The following is an 18497-nucleotide window of genomic DNA, read 5'->3' on the forward strand; positions in this document are numbered from 1 at the left end:
AGGAGCAGGCAAGATGAAACGAATCGTGTTACTTCCACTATGTGCGCTCGTCCTTTTTCTTGCCGGCTGCTGGAACAACCGTGAACTTGAAACACTTGGGATTGCGGTGGCGATGGGGATTGATAAGATTGATCATGAATATGTTGTGACAGTACAGCTTGTGAATCCATCAGCAGTTTCGGCAAGACAAAGTGATACATCAAGAGCCCCGATCGTCACTTATCAGGAAAAAGGAAAGACCATTTTTGAAGCGATTCGCCGGGTGACAAAGGTTGCACCCCGCAAAACGTATTACCCTCACCTGAAAATTTTAGTGATCGGTGAGGAGCTGGCGAAGGACGGATTTGCCGAAGCACTCGATTTGCTCTCCCGCGATCCAGAGTTCCGTAACGATTTTTATGTGGTCGTGGCAAAAGACCATCCGGCTGATGATGTGCTGAACGTTCTTGTGCCGGTTGAAAAAATTGCGGCGCAGAACATGTTCACAAAGCTGCAGACATCAGCCGATGTATTCGCCCCAACGCTTGCTCTGACGTTTGGTGAACTGATCAAGGATTTGACGAGTCACGGCAAACATGCGGTTATAACCGGGATCCAGCTGACCGGAGACGCGAAAGAGGGCGAGAAGATGGAGAACCTGCAGACGTCGAATCCAAAGGTCAGGCTTAAGTATACGGGTATTGCGGTTTTTAAAGATGATAAGCTGAAGGGCTGGCTGAACGAAAAGGAAAGCAAGGGCTACAACTATATCGTGGATAACGTAAAAAGTACGATTGTTGCTGTTCCGTGTATAGACGATAAGAAACGATTTTTATCAGTAGAGCTGATTGATGCCGATACGAAGCTGAAGTTGAATACGATGAAACCGAAGCCTGAAATGAGCGTGACGGTAAAAGCTGATGCGAACATTGCAGAAGTAGGCTGTGCCATTGACTTGACGAAGCAGGCAACGGTGGATCAGATTGAAGAATTGGCAGAAAAGGATATTAACGCGAAAATCCGTTCCGCGATAAAAGCTGCTCAGGATGAATTTAAGTTTGATTTCCTAGGGTTCGGCGAAGTGATGCATCGTGCAGAACCGGGCTACTGGAAAAAGGTTGAAAAGAAGTGGGACAAAGAGTTTGTCGATATTACGATTAAGAGCAAGGTAACGGTGGATATTGAGAAGCTTGGAAAGCGAAGCAATTCTTTCATTAACGAGATGGGGGATTAAGAGTATGGGATATACGCTCATTACCTTGCTTATAGCGGGTCTCGTCCTGCTCATTGACCGCCGCAAGTTAAAGCAGTATAAGCGGAAACGGGAGAATCGTGTGTATTTCTCGATCTTTATGATTGGCCTTGTCATGCTGCTGATTAAAAGTGCAGGAATTGAGATGCCATCGCCGCTTAACGGGATTTCGTATGTGTTGAAGCCGCTGACTAAAATGATGTAAAAATGGGGAGGTGTGGATTGTGCTTGAAAAAGGAAAGATTAGTGTGCGTCAGTTTACAATATTAGTCGCTCTATATACGATAGGCACAGCCATCCTCATCATCCCATCGATACTCGCCGCAAAAGCGAAGCAGGATGCATGGATCAGCGGCTTACTGGGACTTGCGATCGGTGTGGCAATGGTCATCTTTTATTGGAAACTGTCTGAGAGATTTCAGTATGTAAACTTAATTGAGATTTTAGAAAAGTGTTTTGGGAAGTGGATCGGAAAATCGGTTGGGTTCTTGTTTTTTGTGTGCTACGTTCTGCTGCTCGCGACGTTCGTGCTGCGCGATATCGGCGATTTTATGACGACCGTTATGATGGTCGAAACACCGATCGAAGCGATTCATATCATTTTTCTGATCATCGTCCTTTATGGCGTAAAGCTTGGGCTCGAGGTGTTCACACGGACAATGGAGCTGTTTATCCCTTGGATCGTGCTTCTGCTCGTCGCCCTGTTCCTCACGCTGCTGCCGCAAATTGAAGTAACGAACATTCTGCCTGTTTTTGAAAATGGCATGAAGCCAATCGTGCAGTCGTCGTTTTCATTCTTAGTCTTTCCTTTTCTTGAAATGGTCGTCTTTCTCATGATTATCCCATACGTTAACCGGCCGCAGGATACGAAGAAAGCGTTCATGCTTGGCACGATAATGGGCGGCGGATTGCTCATATTCATATCAGTGCTGACGATTTTAGTCGTCGGTCCGACCGAAACGGCGAGGTCGATCTATCCGACGTACGATCTAACAAAAACGATCAATATCCGCGAATTCTTCCAGCGCGTTGAAGCGTTGATGGCGCTGATCTGGTTCATCACCGTATTCGTGAAGCTCCTCGTCCTGACGTATGTGAGCTGCCTCGGCATTGCACAGGTTTTTGAGTTGAAGGAATATCGAATCATTGTACTGCCGATCGGTCTGGTGTTGTACGTGCTTTCACTGTCCATCTTCCCAAGCATATCCTTCCTGATCGAATTCACACCGGTGTATGATTTGTACGCTTTTCTGTGGTGCGCGGTCTTTCCATTCGTTGTGTGGCTGGTGTCGCTTGTGCGGGGGGGAGAGAGAAATAAATCTGGAACGGCGCGTACAGAGTCAGGGTAGACATAGTAATAAAGAGTGCGATTTCAATCGTGCTCTTTTTTGTGTTGTAAGTACTACAACAAATAAAATGTTAGAATTGTCAGAAAAATATACTTGCTTCACTGAATAAAGGAAGTTATAATCATAATTAGAAAATAAAGGAAAGGTATGAATATGGATAAATTACGAATAGGGAACAGAGATTTAATTAAAGACATTAATCGTGCTCTTGTCATTGAATACATACGGGTGAACGGTCCAATCAGCCGGACAGACGTATCCAAGAAAGTAAAGTTAAGTCTCTCCACCGTATCAAATATTGTAGATGATTTAATTAGCAACAATCTGGTGTATGAAGTCGGCACCACAACATCGACTGGCGGAAGAAGACCGATTCTGCTGGAACTGAATCAAAACTTCGGGTATACGGTCGGAATTAAGATTGAAGAAAAGCAAGTGATCATCGCGCTTACGAACCTCAAGTCTACAATTCTTTTAAAGAAGCATTTTGCATTCTTAAGAGGCAGCGAACCTGAAATCGCCATGAACCTCATCCATCATGGGATTAAAGACGTCATAACTGAGTATGGCATCGCGAACGAGGATATCTTGGGGATTGGCATTGCCTCATCTGGACTTGTCAGCGGAAAAGATGGCAAGATTGTACGATCAACGCTTTTGAATTGGGAAAATGTTAACGTTTGTGAGCAGCTGAAAAAATACTATCAAGTGCCTATTTTTATTGACAATGATGTAAACGCTTACACGTTAGCTGAGTTTTGGCTTGGGATTGGAAGGACGCACAAGAACTTCATCTGTTTATCGGTAGGAGCTGGGATAGGTACTGGCATTGTCATTAATAACCAACTTTATTACGGAGAGCATGGCGGGGCCGGTGAGTTTGGCCACATCATCGTGAACATTGATGGCTATCAATGTCATTGCGGCCAGCAGGGATGCCTTGAAATGTACGCTTCAGAACCGTACTTGAATATTGAAGGCATTTATTTAAAACCTCATTATCCGGATACTGTTTTAGACGATGACTATTCGTTTCCGAGAGTACATGATGCAGCAGCTAAAGGTGATGAGCTCGCGATCGAACTGTTAAAACGGATCGGCAAAAACATAGGAGTCGGCATGGTCAGCGCGATTAATAGCTTTAATCCTTCAATGGTCGTTCTGGTCGGTGAGGGGATGATTGCAAAAGACTATTTCCTTCCATACGCCTTGAAAATGGCGAACCAAAATTTCTTTTCCAACGCAAACTGCAAGACAAAAATTTCGTTATCGGAGTTAGGGAATGACGCATGGGTTCAAGGTGCAGCGCTTCTGGCGATCAACCAGTTGTTTCAAGTGCCGCTGTATGAACAGTCTGAACTTTTAATCAAGTAGAGGGGGTTGAACATGGTAGGAGATAAGGGTTGGAAAAAGTGGCTCGTCATCTGTGCTTTTCTGCTGCCAAACTTTATCGGTTTTCTATTCTTTATTGGAATCCCCATTCTTGCATCGCTCGGCTTGAGTTTTACGAAATGGGATCTGTTAACATCTCCTGAATTTATTGGAGTGGAAAATTATAAGGCGATATGGCACGACGCTGAATTCTGGGCAGCATTGAAAAATACACTATTGTTCATCATTTTATATTTGCCAACGGTCCTTGTTGTTGCACTTGGTATCGCCATGCTGCTCAACAAGAAAATGAAAGGCAGAACCTTTTTCCGAGCGGCGTACTTTATTCCGGTTATTTCTTCCTGGGTCGCTGTTTCACTGATCTGGAAGTGGCTGTTCAATCCGGCATACGGACTCGTCAATTATTTCTTAAGCTGGTTTGGGATCAACGGTCCTGACTGGCTGCAGGATCCGAACTGGGCAATGATTGCTATTGTACTTACAAGCGTATGGAAAGACACAGGTTTTGTTATGGTCCTATTCCTTGCTGGTTTGCAAAACATTTCTGAAACATACTACGAAGCTGCAGATATTGATGGAGCGACACCATTTAAGAAGTTTCTTCACATCACGATTCCTCTCCTTACACCTACGACATTCTTCATTCTCATTATTTCATTAATCAATTCCTTTCAAGTGTTTGATCAAGTCATGATCATGACAGAAGGCGGCCCAGCAGGCTCGACCACCGTTCTTGTCCAAAAAATCTATAACCATGCGTTCCGCTATTTTGAAATGGGATATGCTTCTGCCGTCTCATGGGTGCTGTTTCTCATCATTTTCATTGTCACGTTAGTACAGAACAGGCTTCAGAAAAGGTGGGTGGATTATGAGCAGTGAGATCAAGTTAGCTGCAAAAAAACAACAGAAAGCAGTCTTCACAATTGGAAAACGCAAAGTGCTGCGAAAACTGCTTTTTTACACAACACTAGGGTTAGGTGCCCTAATCATGATCATTCCATTTTTGTGGATGCTATCGACTTCGTTAAAAGAGCAGGGCGCGACGATGACATTGCCGCCGCAGTTCATACCAGAGAACATCACGCTCTCAAATTACTCTCAAGTCGCCGAATCCTTTCCGATTTGGAAGTTCTTATTTAATAGTTTATTCGTAGCTGTATCTTCAACACTCGGCCAGCTTTTATTATGTTCAATGGCCGCTTACGCATTTTCAAGACTTCATTTTAAAGGCAGAGATACTCTTTTCCTGATCTATCTCGCTACACTCATGGTTCCATTGCAAGTGACGATGACACCGCAGTTCATTTTGATGAAGTACCTAGGGTGGCTTGATACATATCAAGGACTGATCCTGCCAGGTTTGTTTAACGCTTTTGGAACCTTCCTGCTGCGGCAGTTTTTCCTGACCACTCCTAAATCGTTAGAAGAAGCCGCCTTTATCGATGGAGCCAGTCATTTCAGGGTGTTCTTTCAGATTATCCTGCCTCTGGCAAAACCTGCTCTGGCAACACTAGCGATCTTTTCATTCATGCAGTCGTGGAACAACTTTCTATGGCCGCTCATTATCGTGAGCAATCAGGATTTAATGACGCTGCCGCTTGGACTTTCAAATCTGCAAGGGAGGTGGGCAACGGATTGGAATCTGTTAATGGCAGGCGTTGTAATTAGTGTTATTCCGATCTTAGCTGTCTATTTATTCGCACAAAAGTACTTTATCAAAGGCATCACATTAAGCGGAATTAAATAAATGAAGAGGGGTATTGGGATGAAAAAAACAGGTATCTTCGCCATTATTCTATTATTGCTAATCGGCATCGTTGCTGGCTGTTCAGGTGAATCTTCAACAGGGAAAAGCAAGGATGGAGTTGTCACATTAAAGTATTTCGCCTTCTCGCCAGGTGAAGCGCACGAAAAAGATTTGAAAGCCATGATCGCCGCATTTGAAAAGCAAAATCCAAAGATTAAGGTAGATTACGAGCTGGCCTCATTTGAGGATTATTTTACAAAGCTGCAAACGCAAATTGCCGGAAGCAACGCTCCGGATGTGTTTGAGCTAAACTATGAAAACTTTGTAAGCTATGCCGCAAAAGGTGCATTGCTAGAACTTGATCCTCTCATCAAGAAAGATAAAGAGTTCAATCCAGACAGCATCAATAAAAAAGCGTACGAGGCTTTTCAATACGACGGAAAGCAGTACGGAATGGTTGAAAGCTTTTCGAACGTTGTCCTTTTTTACAACAAAGACTTATTTGATCAAGCTGGTGTAGAATATCCGTCTGAAAGCTGGACTTGGAAAGAAGAGCTAGAAGCGGCTGAGAAATTAACAAATAATAAGGGCGTTTGGGGAACGTATGCCCCAGTTCAGTTCTGGGAGTTCTATAAGACGATTGCACAAAATGGTGGATCGATCTTTAATGAAGATAAAACAGAAGTAACAGTAAACAGTCCGGAAAACGTGGAAACACTCACATGGATGATGGACAAAATGAATAAATACCATGTAACACCGACGGAAAAAGAAATGTCTGGTCAGGCGAACGAAGATCTGTTCAAAGCTGGAAAGATTGCGATGCTAAGAACAGGAATCTGGATGTTTGATGGATTTAAAGACGTTCCTTTCAAATGGGACATCGCGCTAGAGCCTGGCAACACGCAAAAAGCACATCATTTCTTCGCGAACGGATTAGCGGTATCCAAGAAAACGAAAAATGCAGAATCGGCTTGGAAGTGGGCACAATTCATGAGCAGCAGCGAGGAAGCAGCGAAGATCCGCATCGACAGCTCATGGGAACTTCCAGCAGTAACGGACGAAGCATTAGTAAAAGGATATCTGGAAAAATCACCGCCGGAGAGCCGTGAAGTTGTCTTTAAAGCACTTGATTCACTTGTTGTCCCTCCAGTCATCGAAGAGTGGAGCAAGTTAACCGATATGTTCGGCAAAGAGCTGGATAAAGTGAAACTCGGTCAAGAAACACCGGAAAACGCGTTAAAGAATGTTGAAAAAGAGCTGCAGACTCTTATTAAAAAATAATCAAACAGATACAGCCAAGATCGAATTCTTGGCTGTATCTTTGTAACAGGAGAGATAAACATGATCTTACAGGAAGTCAACAAGCCTTTCATCGCCTTTTCTTCTATCCTTAAAGCTCATTCCTTACAGCTGAAACAAGATTTCCTCACTTCAAAGAAACTTTTAATAGACTACATGCCGAATGAGAACGAGCAGACCCTTTATTATATTGCCAGCTGGGTTTGGTCAGCTATTCAGCATGACAAGAGGAGTGGAGAGAAGGACCTTACAGTAGAGCACTCTTCTCATATGGATGTGTTAATTAAAAGAATTTGCAGATCATGGGAGATTCCGCAGATCAATATTTGGGAGAGTATGTGTGAAAAAGACATCTATTTCTCTAATCTCGGTATCTCTTATGCAGCACTGTTAGCGGCGAAACAGTTTCTTAGGAAAAACGAACTTCAGTCGACGCTTACTGAGATTCGTGATTATCTGTTTGAAAATGGCCTTAAAGGCGGGATGCTAATCAGCTCACCTAGCCGTAAAACGGTATCAACTGATTTGCTCGCTGCGGTCATGCCGTTTGGGTTGTTTTCACCAGAAGACTTGGTGATGGTTGAAGCGGTAAAAGAAATAGAAAACAGGCTGGTTTCGAATGAAGGCGTCTACCGAACTGCCGGTGAAAATGCAGCTTCACCCGCCAGTACCGCGTGGTTAGCGTTATATTTTACAGAAAAGGGAGATTTAAAGAAAGCGAGGCATTATTATCAGCAATCCTTACAGAAGCCAGCTGAAGCAAAGGAAAAAGTACTCACTGAAAGTTTAATAGAAATGGTGAGCTTTTATTTAGAAGAACATAGAGAAGACATCCAGACGTATCAAATCATGCACAATCCGTTTGGGCATGATAATCATTATGAACCGCAGGCAACAGAACGATTTCCGAAGCATCCGCTTGAAGGTCAGGATGTTACGGTGTATGCCGAGATCTGGCCAGATTCAGCAGATGAACTAACGGTAAAAGTAAGAAGCGGTGACATGGTGAAAGAAGTCAGTTGCTCCAGAGAAAAGGGATCAATATGGAAAGCAAACATTGGCTCGTTTGAGGACACGGAGGCGGAATATATTTTCTTTGCCCGCAAGAATGGAGACGTAGTTGCGGAAAGTGACCGTTATTCGTTTTCGCCATTAAAGCTGAATGCGGTGAAGAGTGTGGCCTTTTACGGCCGCCAGGATGCTATGTATTGGTTTGAGGGGGAGGACCTGCTAAATCTTTCACCTGTATACATTGGAATTCATACAGCAGAAGGACTCTCTTCATCATTTACTGTGCAGTTTGAAGAGCCCTTTGTTGCAGAAAAAACATCTTCATCTCTCATGCTAGATAAAAGTGAAGTATTTGTTTTGTATTTAAAAGAATACTGCTACAAGCTGAAGAAGGAACCTTTATCTCTTCAAGTAACCGATTACTCGGGAAAAATTTTGCTTGAAAGCTGTACGAAAACGCATCATCCAATCAGCTGGTTAATAGATAGCAAGATTGAAAAGAAGAAGCTGCAGTTTAATTTTGCAATAAGTGAGGATGAGAAGTTTTATGGATTTGGAGAAAGATACAACTCATTAGATCAAAGAGGGAATGTACTGGATTGCTACGTTTATAATCAGTACCGCGACCAGGGAACACGTACTTATATGCCGGTTCCGTACTACATCAGCTCTAAAGGATACGGTATGTGGATCAATACACTGCGGCTGAGCTCCTTCGATCTAGGGCATCAATTAAACGATCTCCTTCAAGTGGAATGTGAAGTAACTGATTCTGATTCAAGTATACAGATTCACTTCTTTTATGGAGAACCGAAACAGGTTTGTGAGCAGTTCACGTTACAAACGGGAAAGCCAATATTACCTCCTGTATGGGCGTTCGGACCTTGGATGTCCAGTAATAACTGGGACCGTGATTCAGTAGTAAGAGAACAGGTGCGGTTAACGAAGGAGCTGCAGATTCCGTCAACCGTCCTTGTGCTCGAGCAATGGAGCGACGAAGCAACGTATTATATTTTTAATGATGCTGAATATGAAGTGAAGGAAAGAGAAGACTACCACCGCTATGAAGATTATCACTTTCCGGAGTGGGGTAGATGGCCGGACCCTAAGGGTTTAACTGACTATCTGCATGAGAATGGACTAAGACTCATTTTATGGCAAATCCCTATTCAAAAATACTTAAACCGGCAGCATCATCTGCAAAAAGATACGGATGAAGCGTATATGCTGGAAAAAGAGTACATGGTAAAAAACAGTGACGGAACTCCTTACCGCATGCCTGAAGGATGGTTCAAGGAAAGTTTATTAATGGATTTTTCATCTGATGAAGGGAAGCAGTGGTGGTTTAATAAACGTCAATATTTGCTGGATATTGGAGTGGACGGATTTAAAACAGACGGAGGGGAATTCGTCTTCGGAAAGCAGCTGCAGTTTGCGGACGGACGCAATGGGGACGAAATGCGTAATCAGTATCCAAACGATTATATACAAGCTTATTATGATTTCGCTGCGAATCATAAAAAAGGCGATGCGATGACGTTCAGCCGGGCAGGATACACAGGTGCACAAAAGTTTCCGGCTCATTGGGCTGGAGATGAGAGGTCAACGTTTGAAGCGTTTCAGCGGTCTTTAATAGCAGGTTTGTCCTCAGGTTTATCAGGCATTCCGTTTTGGGGCTGGGATTTAGGCGGTTTCAACGGGGATATTCCAAGTGCTGAGCTGTTCATCCGATCCGCACAGATGGCTGCGTTCTGTCCGATCATGCAGTATCATGCCGAAAGCAAGGCGGAGTTCAATCAAGACCGGACGCCTTGGAACATTGCGGAAAGAACAGGAAATCCATATGCAATTGAAGGCTATCGCTTTTTCGCGAATGTGAGGATGAACTTGCTGCCTTACATCTATCACCAAGCTCGAATTTCAAGTGAAACGGGAGTTCCTTTGATGAGACCGCTATGCCTTGAGTTTCCTGAAGATAGCAGTGTTAAAACCATTTTTGATGAATACATGTTTGGTGAAAGCCTTCTGGTTGCGCCTGTTATTGAAGAAGGCAGTACAGAGAGAAATGTTTATTTCCCTGACGGTACTTGGTACAGCTTATGGACAGAGGAAGTGGTCGTCGGACCGGCTTACAGAAGAGTTAAAGCTCCACTAAACACGATTCCGGTATTTGTGAAGCGGGGTACGGTACTCTTGATGAATACGGATGAAACCCTTCAATTAGGCTCTTGGGTAGGGAATGAGATTGACTCTTATAAAACGCCTGTTGCCAGGATCTATTTAGAAGATGGATTAAATGTGGAGATAACGGACCATCTTAATCAGGTGTTGAGTGTTGAGGCTAAGATTGTTGATGAGGAATGGAGTGTAGAAATTAGCACGACAATAGGAGGCCTGAAGCTGCTGTTCTTGGAATCGCAGCTCAGTGCTAACCAGACTCTCACGATCAATCACAAAAAAGTGAATGTAAGTGATTTAGAAAGATTAGATGGCGGATGGGTGAGCTGCAAGAAGATTTAAATGGCATGGTTATTACAAGCAAAAGGAAAGCATCTGGTTATGGATGCTTTCCTTTATTTATGAGGGGAAATAATATTAGACTATGGAGTAATTGTGTTTTGATCCTTGTTAATAGAATACCCATCAAACATCCTCTTCGAACGTTTAATGAAAACAAACGCCGCAATAGCTACTATGAGCAGCAGTCCCTCTGGAACGAATATGCTCCACTCCAGTTCTTTAGCAAGCAATGCCACGAAATCGATAGCCGCGTGAATGAAAATGGCCAGAAACAGATAAATCGCTTTTCTATTTTTAACAGCATAAAGGACTAGAATTGATAAGGCGATCTGCAGCACGAACGCCGCGATTCTTTCAAATCCTCCCATTAAAAACATGTAGCTTGGCGCGCTGATAAGCTGTTCACGCACGTTCTCAAGCAAAGCAGGATCTCCGTTCGCGGCTTTAATGACTTGGTCGAAGCTGCCGGAGTTGATCATCGTCGACATGGAGATGTTTTGAATACCTGCGATCACTCCGATCAGGATGGCTTCTATTCCGCCATGACCTATTCCGTAAGCTACGCCGTCTTTCCACTTTCGGTACTTTTTCAGCAAATAAATAAACCCGACGAGTCGGCCGACTTCTTCAAATACGCCTGCAGCCGTACCGCCGTAAAGAGCATACAGGTAGGGATTATCCGTCCAGCTGCCAGATTTTAATACAAACAAGTTTAGCAAACCTTCGAGAACTTGGGAAAAGAGGATGAAGATCAGAACACCGATCAGGACAGGCTTCCAGGAGATGTTCTTCTTCTTGCAATAGATGAGCGCGCCGATCGGAACGGCGAGTGATAGAAAAGCGGATATTGCCATGAAAAGGATGGATGTTTGGCTGACCATAGGCTTCCTCCGTTATCGTTGAATTTTACAAGACGTGTCACATTTATTGACGGGTACGATCGAGCGGTTCTGTGCGATATAATCATAGACTTTGTGGCCGATTCCTAATGCGGAAGATAGCTTTAAGAAAGGGTAGAAAGCCATCCAGACTGGAATACGGAGTGAGATCGCAGTAAACGCTGATAAGCCCGAAACGATCTGTCCGTTATGCTGGATGATGGCGTACATTTTCTTTTCCAGATCTGCGAGTGGAACTCCGATTCTTTCAGGTGCTTGATCTTCACGGATGCCGACAAACTCAATCGCATGTAACCAGTCTAGTTTCTCAATTTTTTCTTTTATTCCAGTGCACATCGGGCACCAATTGTCATAGAAAACGGTCATGTTCTTTCGGTTCATAGTGGCAGCCTGCTATTCTGCCATTTTCGTGTTCACGTAATAAATGATTATCACGCCATAGGCGACACTGACGGCTGGCAGGATTTTATCATCGTAGGGGTATTGAACAAACGCGTGTATGAGCAGGAGTACGGCTAGTGGCAGGAACAAATAGAAGCCGGCAATCCGGGCGAGCTTATCTTTGTCCTTCACTCGTTTTTCATTAAACCCGGCAAGCAGCCATGTTTGCTTCATTACACCAACGAAAATCGCGACAGCGAAAAATACGACACTTAAAACGATAAGGTTTTGATCCATGGTAATTCCTCCGTTCTAAAAGTTATCTTGCAAGCATGCGGTTGATATAGAAGAAAAAGCTGAGAGAGATGAAAACAATGACAGATAGGAAAATAAGATTTTCGTTCGTCATCGTGACGAACTGGCCGATGATAAAGACCATGCCAAGCAGGAACAAGTAGATGCTGCCGAGCTGGGAAACTTTCTCGTGGTGCTTGACCCGGCCAGGATTTTTGCGGACAGCGGCAAAGCCCCAGGTCATTTTTTTTGTGACGACAAGATAGGAGTAAATAAAAAGCATTAAAGCTATCAGTAGCTCTTGGTGGTCAGGGAAGGCGAAGATGCCGAGCGAGCCGGCGATGAGCGGGAGTATGAGTGTGTAGTTCTTTTTCATCCGGTGATGAAGGCTGTTCTTAGGTGAGCTGCTCATAATTCCTTCAGCAAGTTCGTCCATAGAGAGAAATTCCTGCTGAATCTTCTCCTCGATCTCAGCGTCAGTCAGGCCTTGGCTTTTGTAATCTTGGACAAAGGAATACAGATGGTCTTTCACTTCTTCTACAACATTTTCCCGGTGAACTTTTTGAATCCGTGCGAGCCGTTCTTCCAGCTCGGCTGTGTAGTTGGAAATGATGGTCTCTAATTGATCCATTTAAACACCGCCTTTACCTAAAAGTATGAGGGCATCGTATATATCTTTATATTTCTTGATACGGTCTTCTAAAATTAAGCTCCCTTCCTTTGTGATCTGGTAATACTTCCTGCGCGGACCCTCGAATGAGTCCTCCCAATAAAATTCAATCCATTCTTTTTCTGTCATGCGCTTCAGAATGGGGTAGATCGCTCCTTCTGAAATGGAGAAAACAGGGGAATCCTTTAGTGCGGACGAGATCTCATAACCATACATGGCACGGTCACGGACGAGTGAGAGGATGGCCAGCTCAAACGTTCCTTTGCGTAATTGCACAATCCAACTATCCATATTTTTACTATTCATACCCCCACTATATATGATTCATAGCTATATATCAATGATACTTAGGTCACAAAAAAATATGCCCCTATTTTTTACGATGCTTAGGAGAATTATCCAGCTACAGAGTCTAGTTTATCGAAGGCGTCTCCCTTCATCAGTTGCAAAGGCTAACAATGCTGATTTCATTTCCTTTTGTGAAAGTGTCTTGTGTCTTTTGCAATAGCATCATTGATAGAGTTGATTGTAGTGTAAGGCGCCGACTCCGGCGGGATCAGTGGGACAGGTGAGACCCTTTAGGGCGCGTAGCGGCAAAGGGGCTCACCGCCCGCCCCGCGGAAAGCGTGCGCCTGTAACGGAAATCAACAGCTTGCTAAAAGCATTTATATGTAAAAAGTGCGGAGAGGGAAGGCTCCGCACTTTTCCTTGCATTAATTTACTGTTTCGATCAGCGAGCGAATCGCCATTTCGCGGTTCGTGTCGTCTTTCTTCGCGATTGGTGTGATGTCGATCGCGAACAATACAAGCACGATACCAGCAGCTGCAGCAGCTACATAGTAGTAATAGTAGTACCAAGAAACAGATACAGAAGCAGCAGCGCCGACAACGCCATCGTTCTTCGCCATTTCCTGCTGCATTTCAGCTACATCGCTCTCGATGATAGAACCAGCATGCTTTAGAAGCTCATCTACCTTAGCAGGATTCTTAGAATACGCAGCGTCTTGAAGCTTGTTGAAGAACTGCGCGTCGTCCTTCTTAATTTCTTTGATTACTCTATCGGCAAACTTTTTAGATTCCTTCGTGTTTAGCTTTTTAGCTGTAGATTTAGAGAATACGTCACCCATTTTTGCACCAAGCTCCCCTTGTGCAAAGACAAATCCTTTAAAAAGCTCTTCCCCCGAATACTGTTTCTTCGCCGCCTGAGCGGAGTTGCTTGAGCTAGTGGAAAAGCTGATTCCAAAAGCCAAAGCGAGTGTGAGTACTGATAAAATAAATTTCTTCAACTTACTGCCTCCTCTAATTTTTTGTTTTTATTTCTAGCAAATAGTTTGCTAAAAACCGAGTCAATTGGTACGAGGTAGAGAATTAGAATGCCTCCCATTATGATGGAGAAGCTGATCAGCCCGAGCATGAGAGCGAAGATTTCATGCATTGTCACGGCAACGATAAAAATCGTTTTCCAGTACTTTTTCGGAGCGAACAGCGCGCAGAAGATGACAATCTGAACGAGCAGGGTTCCCCAGGTTGGGATGACAACCATTGGACTTGCCAGAATCGAGTGCGTGATATCGTCAAAGAAGGCGTTGAAACCAACCGTCTTTTCACGTGAGTAATAGTAAACAGCTGTGCCGTCAATCCATTCCTTGTTTTTCAGCTTGGCGACTGTGGAATGGAAGTAGATAATGGCTACTTGTAGCCGGATGAAAAAGAAGGATAGATAAGCGATAATTTTTGAATGAATGCCAGGATTGAAACGGTCTTCACTGATCTGCCAATGCCATTTTCGGCTGTCGGTCAGTGTTACCGGAATTAATAGAAACGCAATAACGGAAGCGGCCTGTTCTCCGCCGTCAATAACGACGAGTGAAGCCTGCATGCTGTAAGCGACATACCAATGGAGGATGCCAGTGACCCTTGGCCGCCAGCCAATCACGACGAGTGCTAGGATCAGGACACAAACCCACCGGATGATATTCAGATAAAAGTAATCATTTTGTGCAAAGCAGAAGGCGCTGTAGCCTGTTTCACAGATCGGAAAGTTCGTTGAAGCCGATGATGGCTTGAACAGCAGCTCTGGTTTGTTGACGATGAGCGTCAGCATGCTTGAGAAGGCGATGATGCTTCGCGCCAGGCCGTACACGTTCGTCCACGGATTCTTCTTTTTCCACGAATTTGTCAGGTGCTCTATCGATTTGAACATTTGATATCCGCCCTCACTACTTCTTTGACTTCAGAACCTGAATCACTGTATTTGTAATAGCTCCAAGGGACGATTTCTTCCTGTGTGAAATAATATTCTCCGCACAATAACGGTTCAGGTGTCTTGTTCTCAATCGTGATCTCATTTGCGGAAGCTTCACATTCTTCAAGACTCTTACCGTCACATTTCGTCCAGTCTTCTTTTTTAATATGCATCGATAACCCGCCCATCTCGACCCCTTGTGATCGTCCTTTTCTGTACAAGCCGAGCGCGTTTTCAAAACGCATCGTAGGGAAGAGGACCTTCAAACTTTCTTCATTTGCTTCATGCATGCCCAAAAGTGTGTCGCGCGGACTTTTACTGAAAAATCCCCAGCCTTGCGGAAGCAGTGACGAGTAGAGGATCTTGGAGTCTTTGCTCATGCCTAAGGGAGTCGTGCCTAAGCTCGCTGCAACTGAGGATGAGAAGATAAATCCCCATATGGCCGAAAATACAAGAAAGGTGAACATTACTTTCTTACTCAAGCGAATCCTCCTCACGTTGTGTTGGTATACATTAAAGGTAACAGGGATTGGATGATATTGGTATTGAGAAAAAGGGTTGATTTGACGGGCATAAATGAGGTGAGGAAGGGGAGTTTTATCAACCTGTAAACAAAAAAAAACGGCCCCGGGGACGGACCGTTTTCTATCGCAATATCATATTAAGGCTTGATAACAATGTCGTTTCCGATCTTGATGACAACTGGATCTGGGAGTTCTTCGTGGGCATAAATTGGACCAGCAATAAGTACGCTCAGTAGACTAATACCTAACAGATGTTTTTTCATTATAGAAACACTCCTTTAATAGTAGGTGTTTTTTAATTGATTCGCCTTTACATAACATTCACTGGACTTCTTATAATGATGACGCGCATCATAATACTTGCCGAGCCATTCGTAGCAATTGCAAATATTACTGACATCTTTCTTATCTAAAAAGTGAGGCAGTGCTTCGGTCTCAATAAACGCCTTGTATCCCTCAGTGTCATCTTCCGTTTCGACTTGGTATTGAAGTTCTCGTAACAGATAGTATGTACTATTTTTCTCTGTTAAAAGTGACATCCCTTTGTGAATCCAAGTCCCGCATTCTTCCCATTTGCCCATATTTAATAGTTCCTTGGCAAGTAGGTAGATTGTGAGCTCTCGTCCCTGCATTTCGGGTGATTCATGAATGGATTGCAAAAAATAGTCAACGGCTTCATCCGATTTCTTTTCGGTCTGAGCAACAAAGCCAAGATTATGATAGATAACTTTTTTAAAATAGTCGGCATCCTTCAAGCTCTTGCTTCCTCTTAATGCCAGTTGGAGATACGACTTTGCTGTTTCGCACTCATGGATGCGATTATAGTTCACTGCCAGAAGAATGTAACAGTCAATCACCTTGTAAAATAATATATTCTTATTAAACTCAACTAAAGCTTTCTCTGTAGAAGTGATGGCCATGGATATTTTGTTCAGCTTCGTATAGATGAGTGCGAGCTGGTAATAATACTCTGGCTCGTTCACAGCTCCTTGAACTTTCAAATAATATTCCAGTGCTTTGTCGTAGCTGCCATTTAAATACTCGTACAGACCTAGAAAATAGTAATAATAGCTTTTCGTCTCCCCAGAAATATAATGAAGATATGTAGACGCTGTCTCGAGGTGGCTTTGCGCCCTCTCGAATTCATTCGTCAGCATAAAATGCCTCGAACTCATTACATGAAAGAGTGCTAGAATTTCAATGTCTTGTATTCCGATCATGTTTTCTTGCATCTGTTGGTAGATATGATCGGAATTATCTTTGTTCCTGAACTTGATTTCTTCATACCACTCTTTCAGTGAATTCACTATGGCTTCCGTACTTAGGGAAGGTGTCAGCTCCTCATACTTCAGGTTTAGCCGGTTACATAGCAGCTCTAATATTTCATCTGAGGGCTGGAGCAGGTTATTCTCTACTTTGCTGAGATAAGGAATCGAACAGATCCCATCTGTCAGCTCTTTTTGAGTGAGATTATTCTTTTCGCGATAATATTTTATCTTTTCCCCACGTATCAAAATGCCCGCCTCCTTTATCCTATATTTAGGGAAATTATAGATAAAATGTAACATTTTGTATATCATAACATATTATTTTGAGTTTTTATGACTGTTTTACTATCTAAATATTGATAAAATCACGGGCTGGAGAGCGGTTTAAGTACAGATATGAGGGTGATTTTCTCAACAGGGAAGAATTTCATGGAGAGAAGGTAGCAGGTGGAACTGGACTGAGGTGGGGCAGATGTTGTGGGCGGGAGGACCGTAAATATTAGTACAAGTGGCGCAAGTTGAGAGGTATGCGGCGCATAATGAAGAATGATTGGAGCAAGATAGGGAAAACGGCGCAAGCAAAGGGAATTGCGGCGCAAGAGAGCTCATAATCAGCGCAAGTGCTTGACTGCATGGCGTAAGTTGGCATTTGAATGGCGTAAGCTGAGAAAAACAAAGATATTAACTAGTTAAAGTGCCTTTTTAAATTCAAAGCAGCGCCAGTTATCCCGTAACCGGCGTAAGATTCACTCCATATGGCTCAAGAGAACGGAAAAAATTAATTTACTGGCGCAAGTTGCCAGGTTCTTCTATTAATATAAGGAAGATATAATTAAAGCAAATAGGTGGATGCATATGGAGAAAAAGATTCAAAGAGATGTTATGAACGATTTTTATCAAGGCAAGCTGACTGGTGTTCACGAAACTGAAACAGAGATTGTGCTCTCGATAGACATGTCAGAATTCAAGCAATACTATTATTCTTCTATTTTTTATTGTGAACTGGTGAATTGCAGCCTTTTGCAACTTGCGTTTAAGAATGAAAGATTGGATTTGAAGGACTTACATAAATATGTTGTAGAGCTGGGGGACACTGATATAGATGATGATCGATTGGTTATCAGTTGCACATTAAATGATAAAATACGGGCCACCCTTACAATCGAAACGGAAACAATCAAAATTTATGATGAGTCAAAAAAGGAAATCGATCTCTTGGACCTCGCCATTTTCGGCGGTTTATGCAGCTCTGATGCCGGTATAGATTTTACTATTGGAAAAACGAAGAAGGATGTTGAGACATCAGATGAATCGGTGAAATTTAACGAAGGTATAGCCGGTTATCTGGCAAAGCAAGAGCAATACGCTAAGCGATATAGAGAGAAGGGACCAAGAGAGGCTTTTGATTTGCTGTTAGACTTGGATCCTTATGGAGAAAAGATATTCTCAAAGTCTGAAATCATAGAGTTGATTTCAATTTGTGAAGGTATCGTAGCAAAATATAATACAGATCATCTAAACCATCGAAAGTTAAGTTACTTCGCTGGCAGGTTAAAAGAGCTTTGCTTAAAATCATTAGAAGATAATCTGATGCTAGTCGCTGTTGGCGATTAAGCGGAAATAATAAATCCGCCTCTAGGTTGAGGCGGATTTACTTATAAGGA

The 18497-nt window shown here is 43.2% G+C and carries 19 protein-coding genes; 9 read left to right on the plus strand and 10 right to left on the minus strand.

Annotation, left to right across the window (positions count from 1 at the left end; translation table 11 throughout):
- Positions 1 to 13: 13 nt before the first annotated feature.
- The 8 genes from CGZ90_RS13350 to CGZ90_RS13385 all read left to right on the plus strand — a co-directional run bounded on the left by CGZ90_RS13350 (position 14) and on the right by CGZ90_RS13385 (position 10552).
- On the plus strand, positions 14 to 1213 hold the full coding sequence (locus tag CGZ90_RS13350) for a Ger(x)C family spore germination protein (protein WP_094252993.1): 1200 nt from the start codon (positions 14 to 16) through the stop codon (positions 1211 to 1213).
- 4 nt (positions 1214 to 1217) lie between these two features.
- Positions 1218 to 1436 carry a hypothetical protein gene (locus CGZ90_RS13355; RefSeq protein WP_094252994.1) on the plus strand — a complete coding sequence of 73 codons (219 nt, stop codon included), beginning with the start codon at positions 1218 to 1220 and terminating at the stop codon, positions 1434 to 1436.
- A gap of 19 nt (positions 1437 to 1455) precedes the next feature.
- Positions 1456 to 2580, plus strand: coding sequence for a GerAB/ArcD/ProY family transporter (locus CGZ90_RS13360; RefSeq protein WP_165766852.1), 1125 nt, complete (start codon positions 1456 to 1458; stop codon positions 2578 to 2580).
- Positions 2581 to 2733: 153 nt separating this feature from the next.
- Entirely contained in the window at positions 2734 to 3954 is a 1221-nt protein-coding gene (locus CGZ90_RS13365) for an ROK family transcriptional regulator (RefSeq protein ID WP_094252996.1), read from the plus strand.
- A gap of 12 nt (positions 3955 to 3966) precedes the next feature.
- Positions 3967 to 4851 (plus strand): carbohydrate ABC transporter permease, encoded by an 885-nt coding sequence (locus CGZ90_RS13370; RefSeq protein ID WP_094252997.1) that lies wholly within the window; start codon positions 3967 to 3969, stop codon positions 4849 to 4851.
- On the plus strand, positions 4841 to 5719 hold the full coding sequence (locus CGZ90_RS13375; protein ID WP_094252998.1) for a carbohydrate ABC transporter permease: 879 nt from the start codon (positions 4841 to 4843) through the stop codon (positions 5717 to 5719). The genes CGZ90_RS13370 and CGZ90_RS13375 overlap by 11 nt, the downstream gene beginning before the upstream one ends.
- Before the next feature lie 18 nt (positions 5720 to 5737).
- On the plus strand, positions 5738 to 7003 hold the full coding sequence (locus CGZ90_RS13380) for an ABC transporter substrate-binding protein (protein ID WP_094252999.1): 1266 nt from the start codon (positions 5738 to 5740) through the stop codon (positions 7001 to 7003).
- A gap of 60 nt (positions 7004 to 7063) precedes the next feature.
- Entirely contained in the window at positions 7064 to 10552 is a 3489-nt protein-coding gene (locus tag CGZ90_RS13385; protein ID WP_094253000.1) for a TIM-barrel domain-containing protein, read from the plus strand.
- 80 nt (positions 10553 to 10632) lie between these two features.
- Here CGZ90_RS13385 and CGZ90_RS13390 read toward each other — a convergent pair whose 3' ends face one another.
- From CGZ90_RS13390 to CGZ90_RS13430, 10 genes are all read right to left on the minus strand, one after another.
- Positions 10633 to 11433 carry a YhfC family intramembrane metalloprotease gene (locus CGZ90_RS13390; RefSeq protein ID WP_094253001.1) on the minus strand — a complete coding sequence of 267 codons (801 nt, stop codon included), beginning with the start codon at positions 11431 to 11433 and terminating at the stop codon, positions 10633 to 10635.
- Positions 11434 to 11445: 12 nt separating this feature from the next.
- Positions 11446 to 11832, minus strand: coding sequence for a thiol-disulfide oxidoreductase DCC family protein (locus CGZ90_RS13395; RefSeq protein ID WP_094253002.1), 387 nt, complete (start codon positions 11830 to 11832; stop codon positions 11446 to 11448).
- A 12-nt stretch (positions 11833 to 11844) separates the two neighbouring features.
- On the minus strand, positions 11845 to 12129 hold the full coding sequence (locus tag CGZ90_RS13400; RefSeq protein ID WP_094253003.1) for a DUF3784 domain-containing protein: 285 nt from the start codon (positions 12127 to 12129) through the stop codon (positions 11845 to 11847).
- Positions 12130 to 12151: 22 nt separating this feature from the next.
- The gene (locus CGZ90_RS13405; protein WP_094253004.1) at positions 12152 to 12757 is read right to left on the minus strand and encodes a hypothetical protein; all 606 of its coding nucleotides are present in this window, start codon (positions 12755 to 12757) and stop codon (positions 12152 to 12154) included.
- Complete coding sequence (locus CGZ90_RS13410) at positions 12758 to 13102, minus strand: PadR family transcriptional regulator (RefSeq protein ID WP_094253005.1); 345 nt, start codon at positions 13100 to 13102, stop codon at positions 12758 to 12760.
- Positions 13103 to 13509: 407 nt separating this feature from the next.
- The gene (locus CGZ90_RS13415; protein WP_165766853.1) at positions 13510 to 14082 is read right to left on the minus strand and encodes a sporulation delaying protein family toxin; all 573 of its coding nucleotides are present in this window, start codon (positions 14080 to 14082) and stop codon (positions 13510 to 13512) included.
- The gene (locus tag CGZ90_RS13420; RefSeq protein WP_094253007.1) at positions 14079 to 14999 is read right to left on the minus strand and encodes a sporulation-delaying protein SdpB family protein; all 921 of its coding nucleotides are present in this window, start codon (positions 14997 to 14999) and stop codon (positions 14079 to 14081) included. Before CGZ90_RS13420 ends, CGZ90_RS13415 begins: the two co-directional genes overlap by 4 nt.
- Positions 14984 to 15523, minus strand: a complete 540-nt coding sequence (locus CGZ90_RS13425; RefSeq protein ID WP_094253008.1) for an SdpA family antimicrobial peptide system protein — start codon at positions 15521 to 15523, stop codon at positions 14984 to 14986. Before CGZ90_RS13425 ends, CGZ90_RS13420 begins: the two co-directional genes overlap by 16 nt.
- Before the next feature lie 179 nt (positions 15524 to 15702).
- Positions 15703 to 15828: a hypothetical protein gene (locus CGZ90_RS21225; RefSeq protein WP_276206767.1), complete on the minus strand. Its 126-nt coding sequence runs from the start codon at positions 15826 to 15828 to the stop codon at positions 15703 to 15705.
- 15 nt (positions 15829 to 15843) lie between these two features.
- Complete coding sequence (locus CGZ90_RS13430) at positions 15844 to 17079, minus strand: helix-turn-helix domain-containing protein (protein ID WP_165766854.1); 1236 nt, start codon at positions 17077 to 17079, stop codon at positions 15844 to 15846.
- Between the two features lie 609 nt (positions 17080 to 17688).
- Between CGZ90_RS13430 and CGZ90_RS13435 the strand changes: the two genes are divergently transcribed.
- On the plus strand, positions 17689 to 18447 hold the full coding sequence (locus CGZ90_RS13435; protein WP_094253010.1) for a hypothetical protein: 759 nt from the start codon (positions 17689 to 17691) through the stop codon (positions 18445 to 18447).
- The last annotated feature ends 50 nt before the right edge of the window (positions 18448 to 18497 follow it).

The sequence above is a fragment of the Fictibacillus aquaticus genome (genome assembly GCF_002245695.1).
Taxonomy (GTDB): domain Bacteria; phylum Bacillota; class Bacilli; order Bacillales; family Fictibacillaceae; genus Fictibacillus; species Fictibacillus aquaticus.

Coding starts and splice junctions, on each gene's coding strand:
- CGZ90_RS13350 (WP_094252993.1), top strand. CDS start 14: ATGAAACGAATCGTGTTACTTCCACTATGTGCGCTCGTCCTTTTTCTT.
- CGZ90_RS13355 (WP_094252994.1), top strand. CDS start 1,218: ATGGGATATACGCTCATTACCTTGCTTATAGCGGGTCTCGTCCTGCTC.
- CGZ90_RS13365 (WP_094252996.1), top strand. CDS start 2,734: ATGGATAAATTACGAATAGGGAACAGAGATTTAATTAAAGACATTAAT.
- CGZ90_RS13370 (WP_094252997.1), top strand. CDS start 3,967: ATGGTAGGAGATAAGGGTTGGAAAAAGTGGCTCGTCATCTGTGCTTTT.
- CGZ90_RS13375 (WP_094252998.1), top strand. CDS start 4,841: ATGAGCAGTGAGATCAAGTTAGCTGCAAAAAAACAACAGAAAGCAGTC.
- CGZ90_RS13380 (WP_094252999.1), top strand. CDS start 5,738: ATGAAAAAAACAGGTATCTTCGCCATTATTCTATTATTGCTAATCGGC.
- CGZ90_RS13385 (WP_094253000.1), top strand. CDS start 7,064: ATGATCTTACAGGAAGTCAACAAGCCTTTCATCGCCTTTTCTTCTATC.
- CGZ90_RS13390 (WP_094253001.1), bottom strand. CDS start 11,433: ATGGTCAGCCAAACATCCATCCTTTTCATGGCAATATCCGCTTTTCTA.
- CGZ90_RS13395 (WP_094253002.1), bottom strand. CDS start 11,832: ATGAACCGAAAGAACATGACCGTTTTCTATGACAATTGGTGCCCGATG.
- CGZ90_RS13400 (WP_094253003.1), bottom strand. CDS start 12,129: ATGGATCAAAACCTTATCGTTTTAAGTGTCGTATTTTTCGCTGTCGCG.
- CGZ90_RS13405 (WP_094253004.1), bottom strand. CDS start 12,757: ATGGATCAATTAGAGACCATCATTTCCAACTACACAGCCGAGCTGGAA.
- CGZ90_RS13410 (WP_094253005.1), bottom strand. CDS start 13,102: ATGAATAGTAAAAATATGGATAGTTGGATTGTGCAATTACGCAAAGGA.
- CGZ90_RS13420 (WP_094253007.1), bottom strand. CDS start 14,999: ATGTTCAAATCGATAGAGCACCTGACAAATTCGTGGAAAAAGAAGAAT.
- CGZ90_RS21225 (WP_276206767.1), bottom strand. CDS start 15,828: ATGAAAAAACATCTGTTAGGTATTAGTCTACTGAGCGTACTTATTGCT.
- CGZ90_RS13435 (WP_094253010.1), top strand. CDS start 17,689: ATGGAGAAAAAGATTCAAAGAGATGTTATGAACGATTTTTATCAAGGC.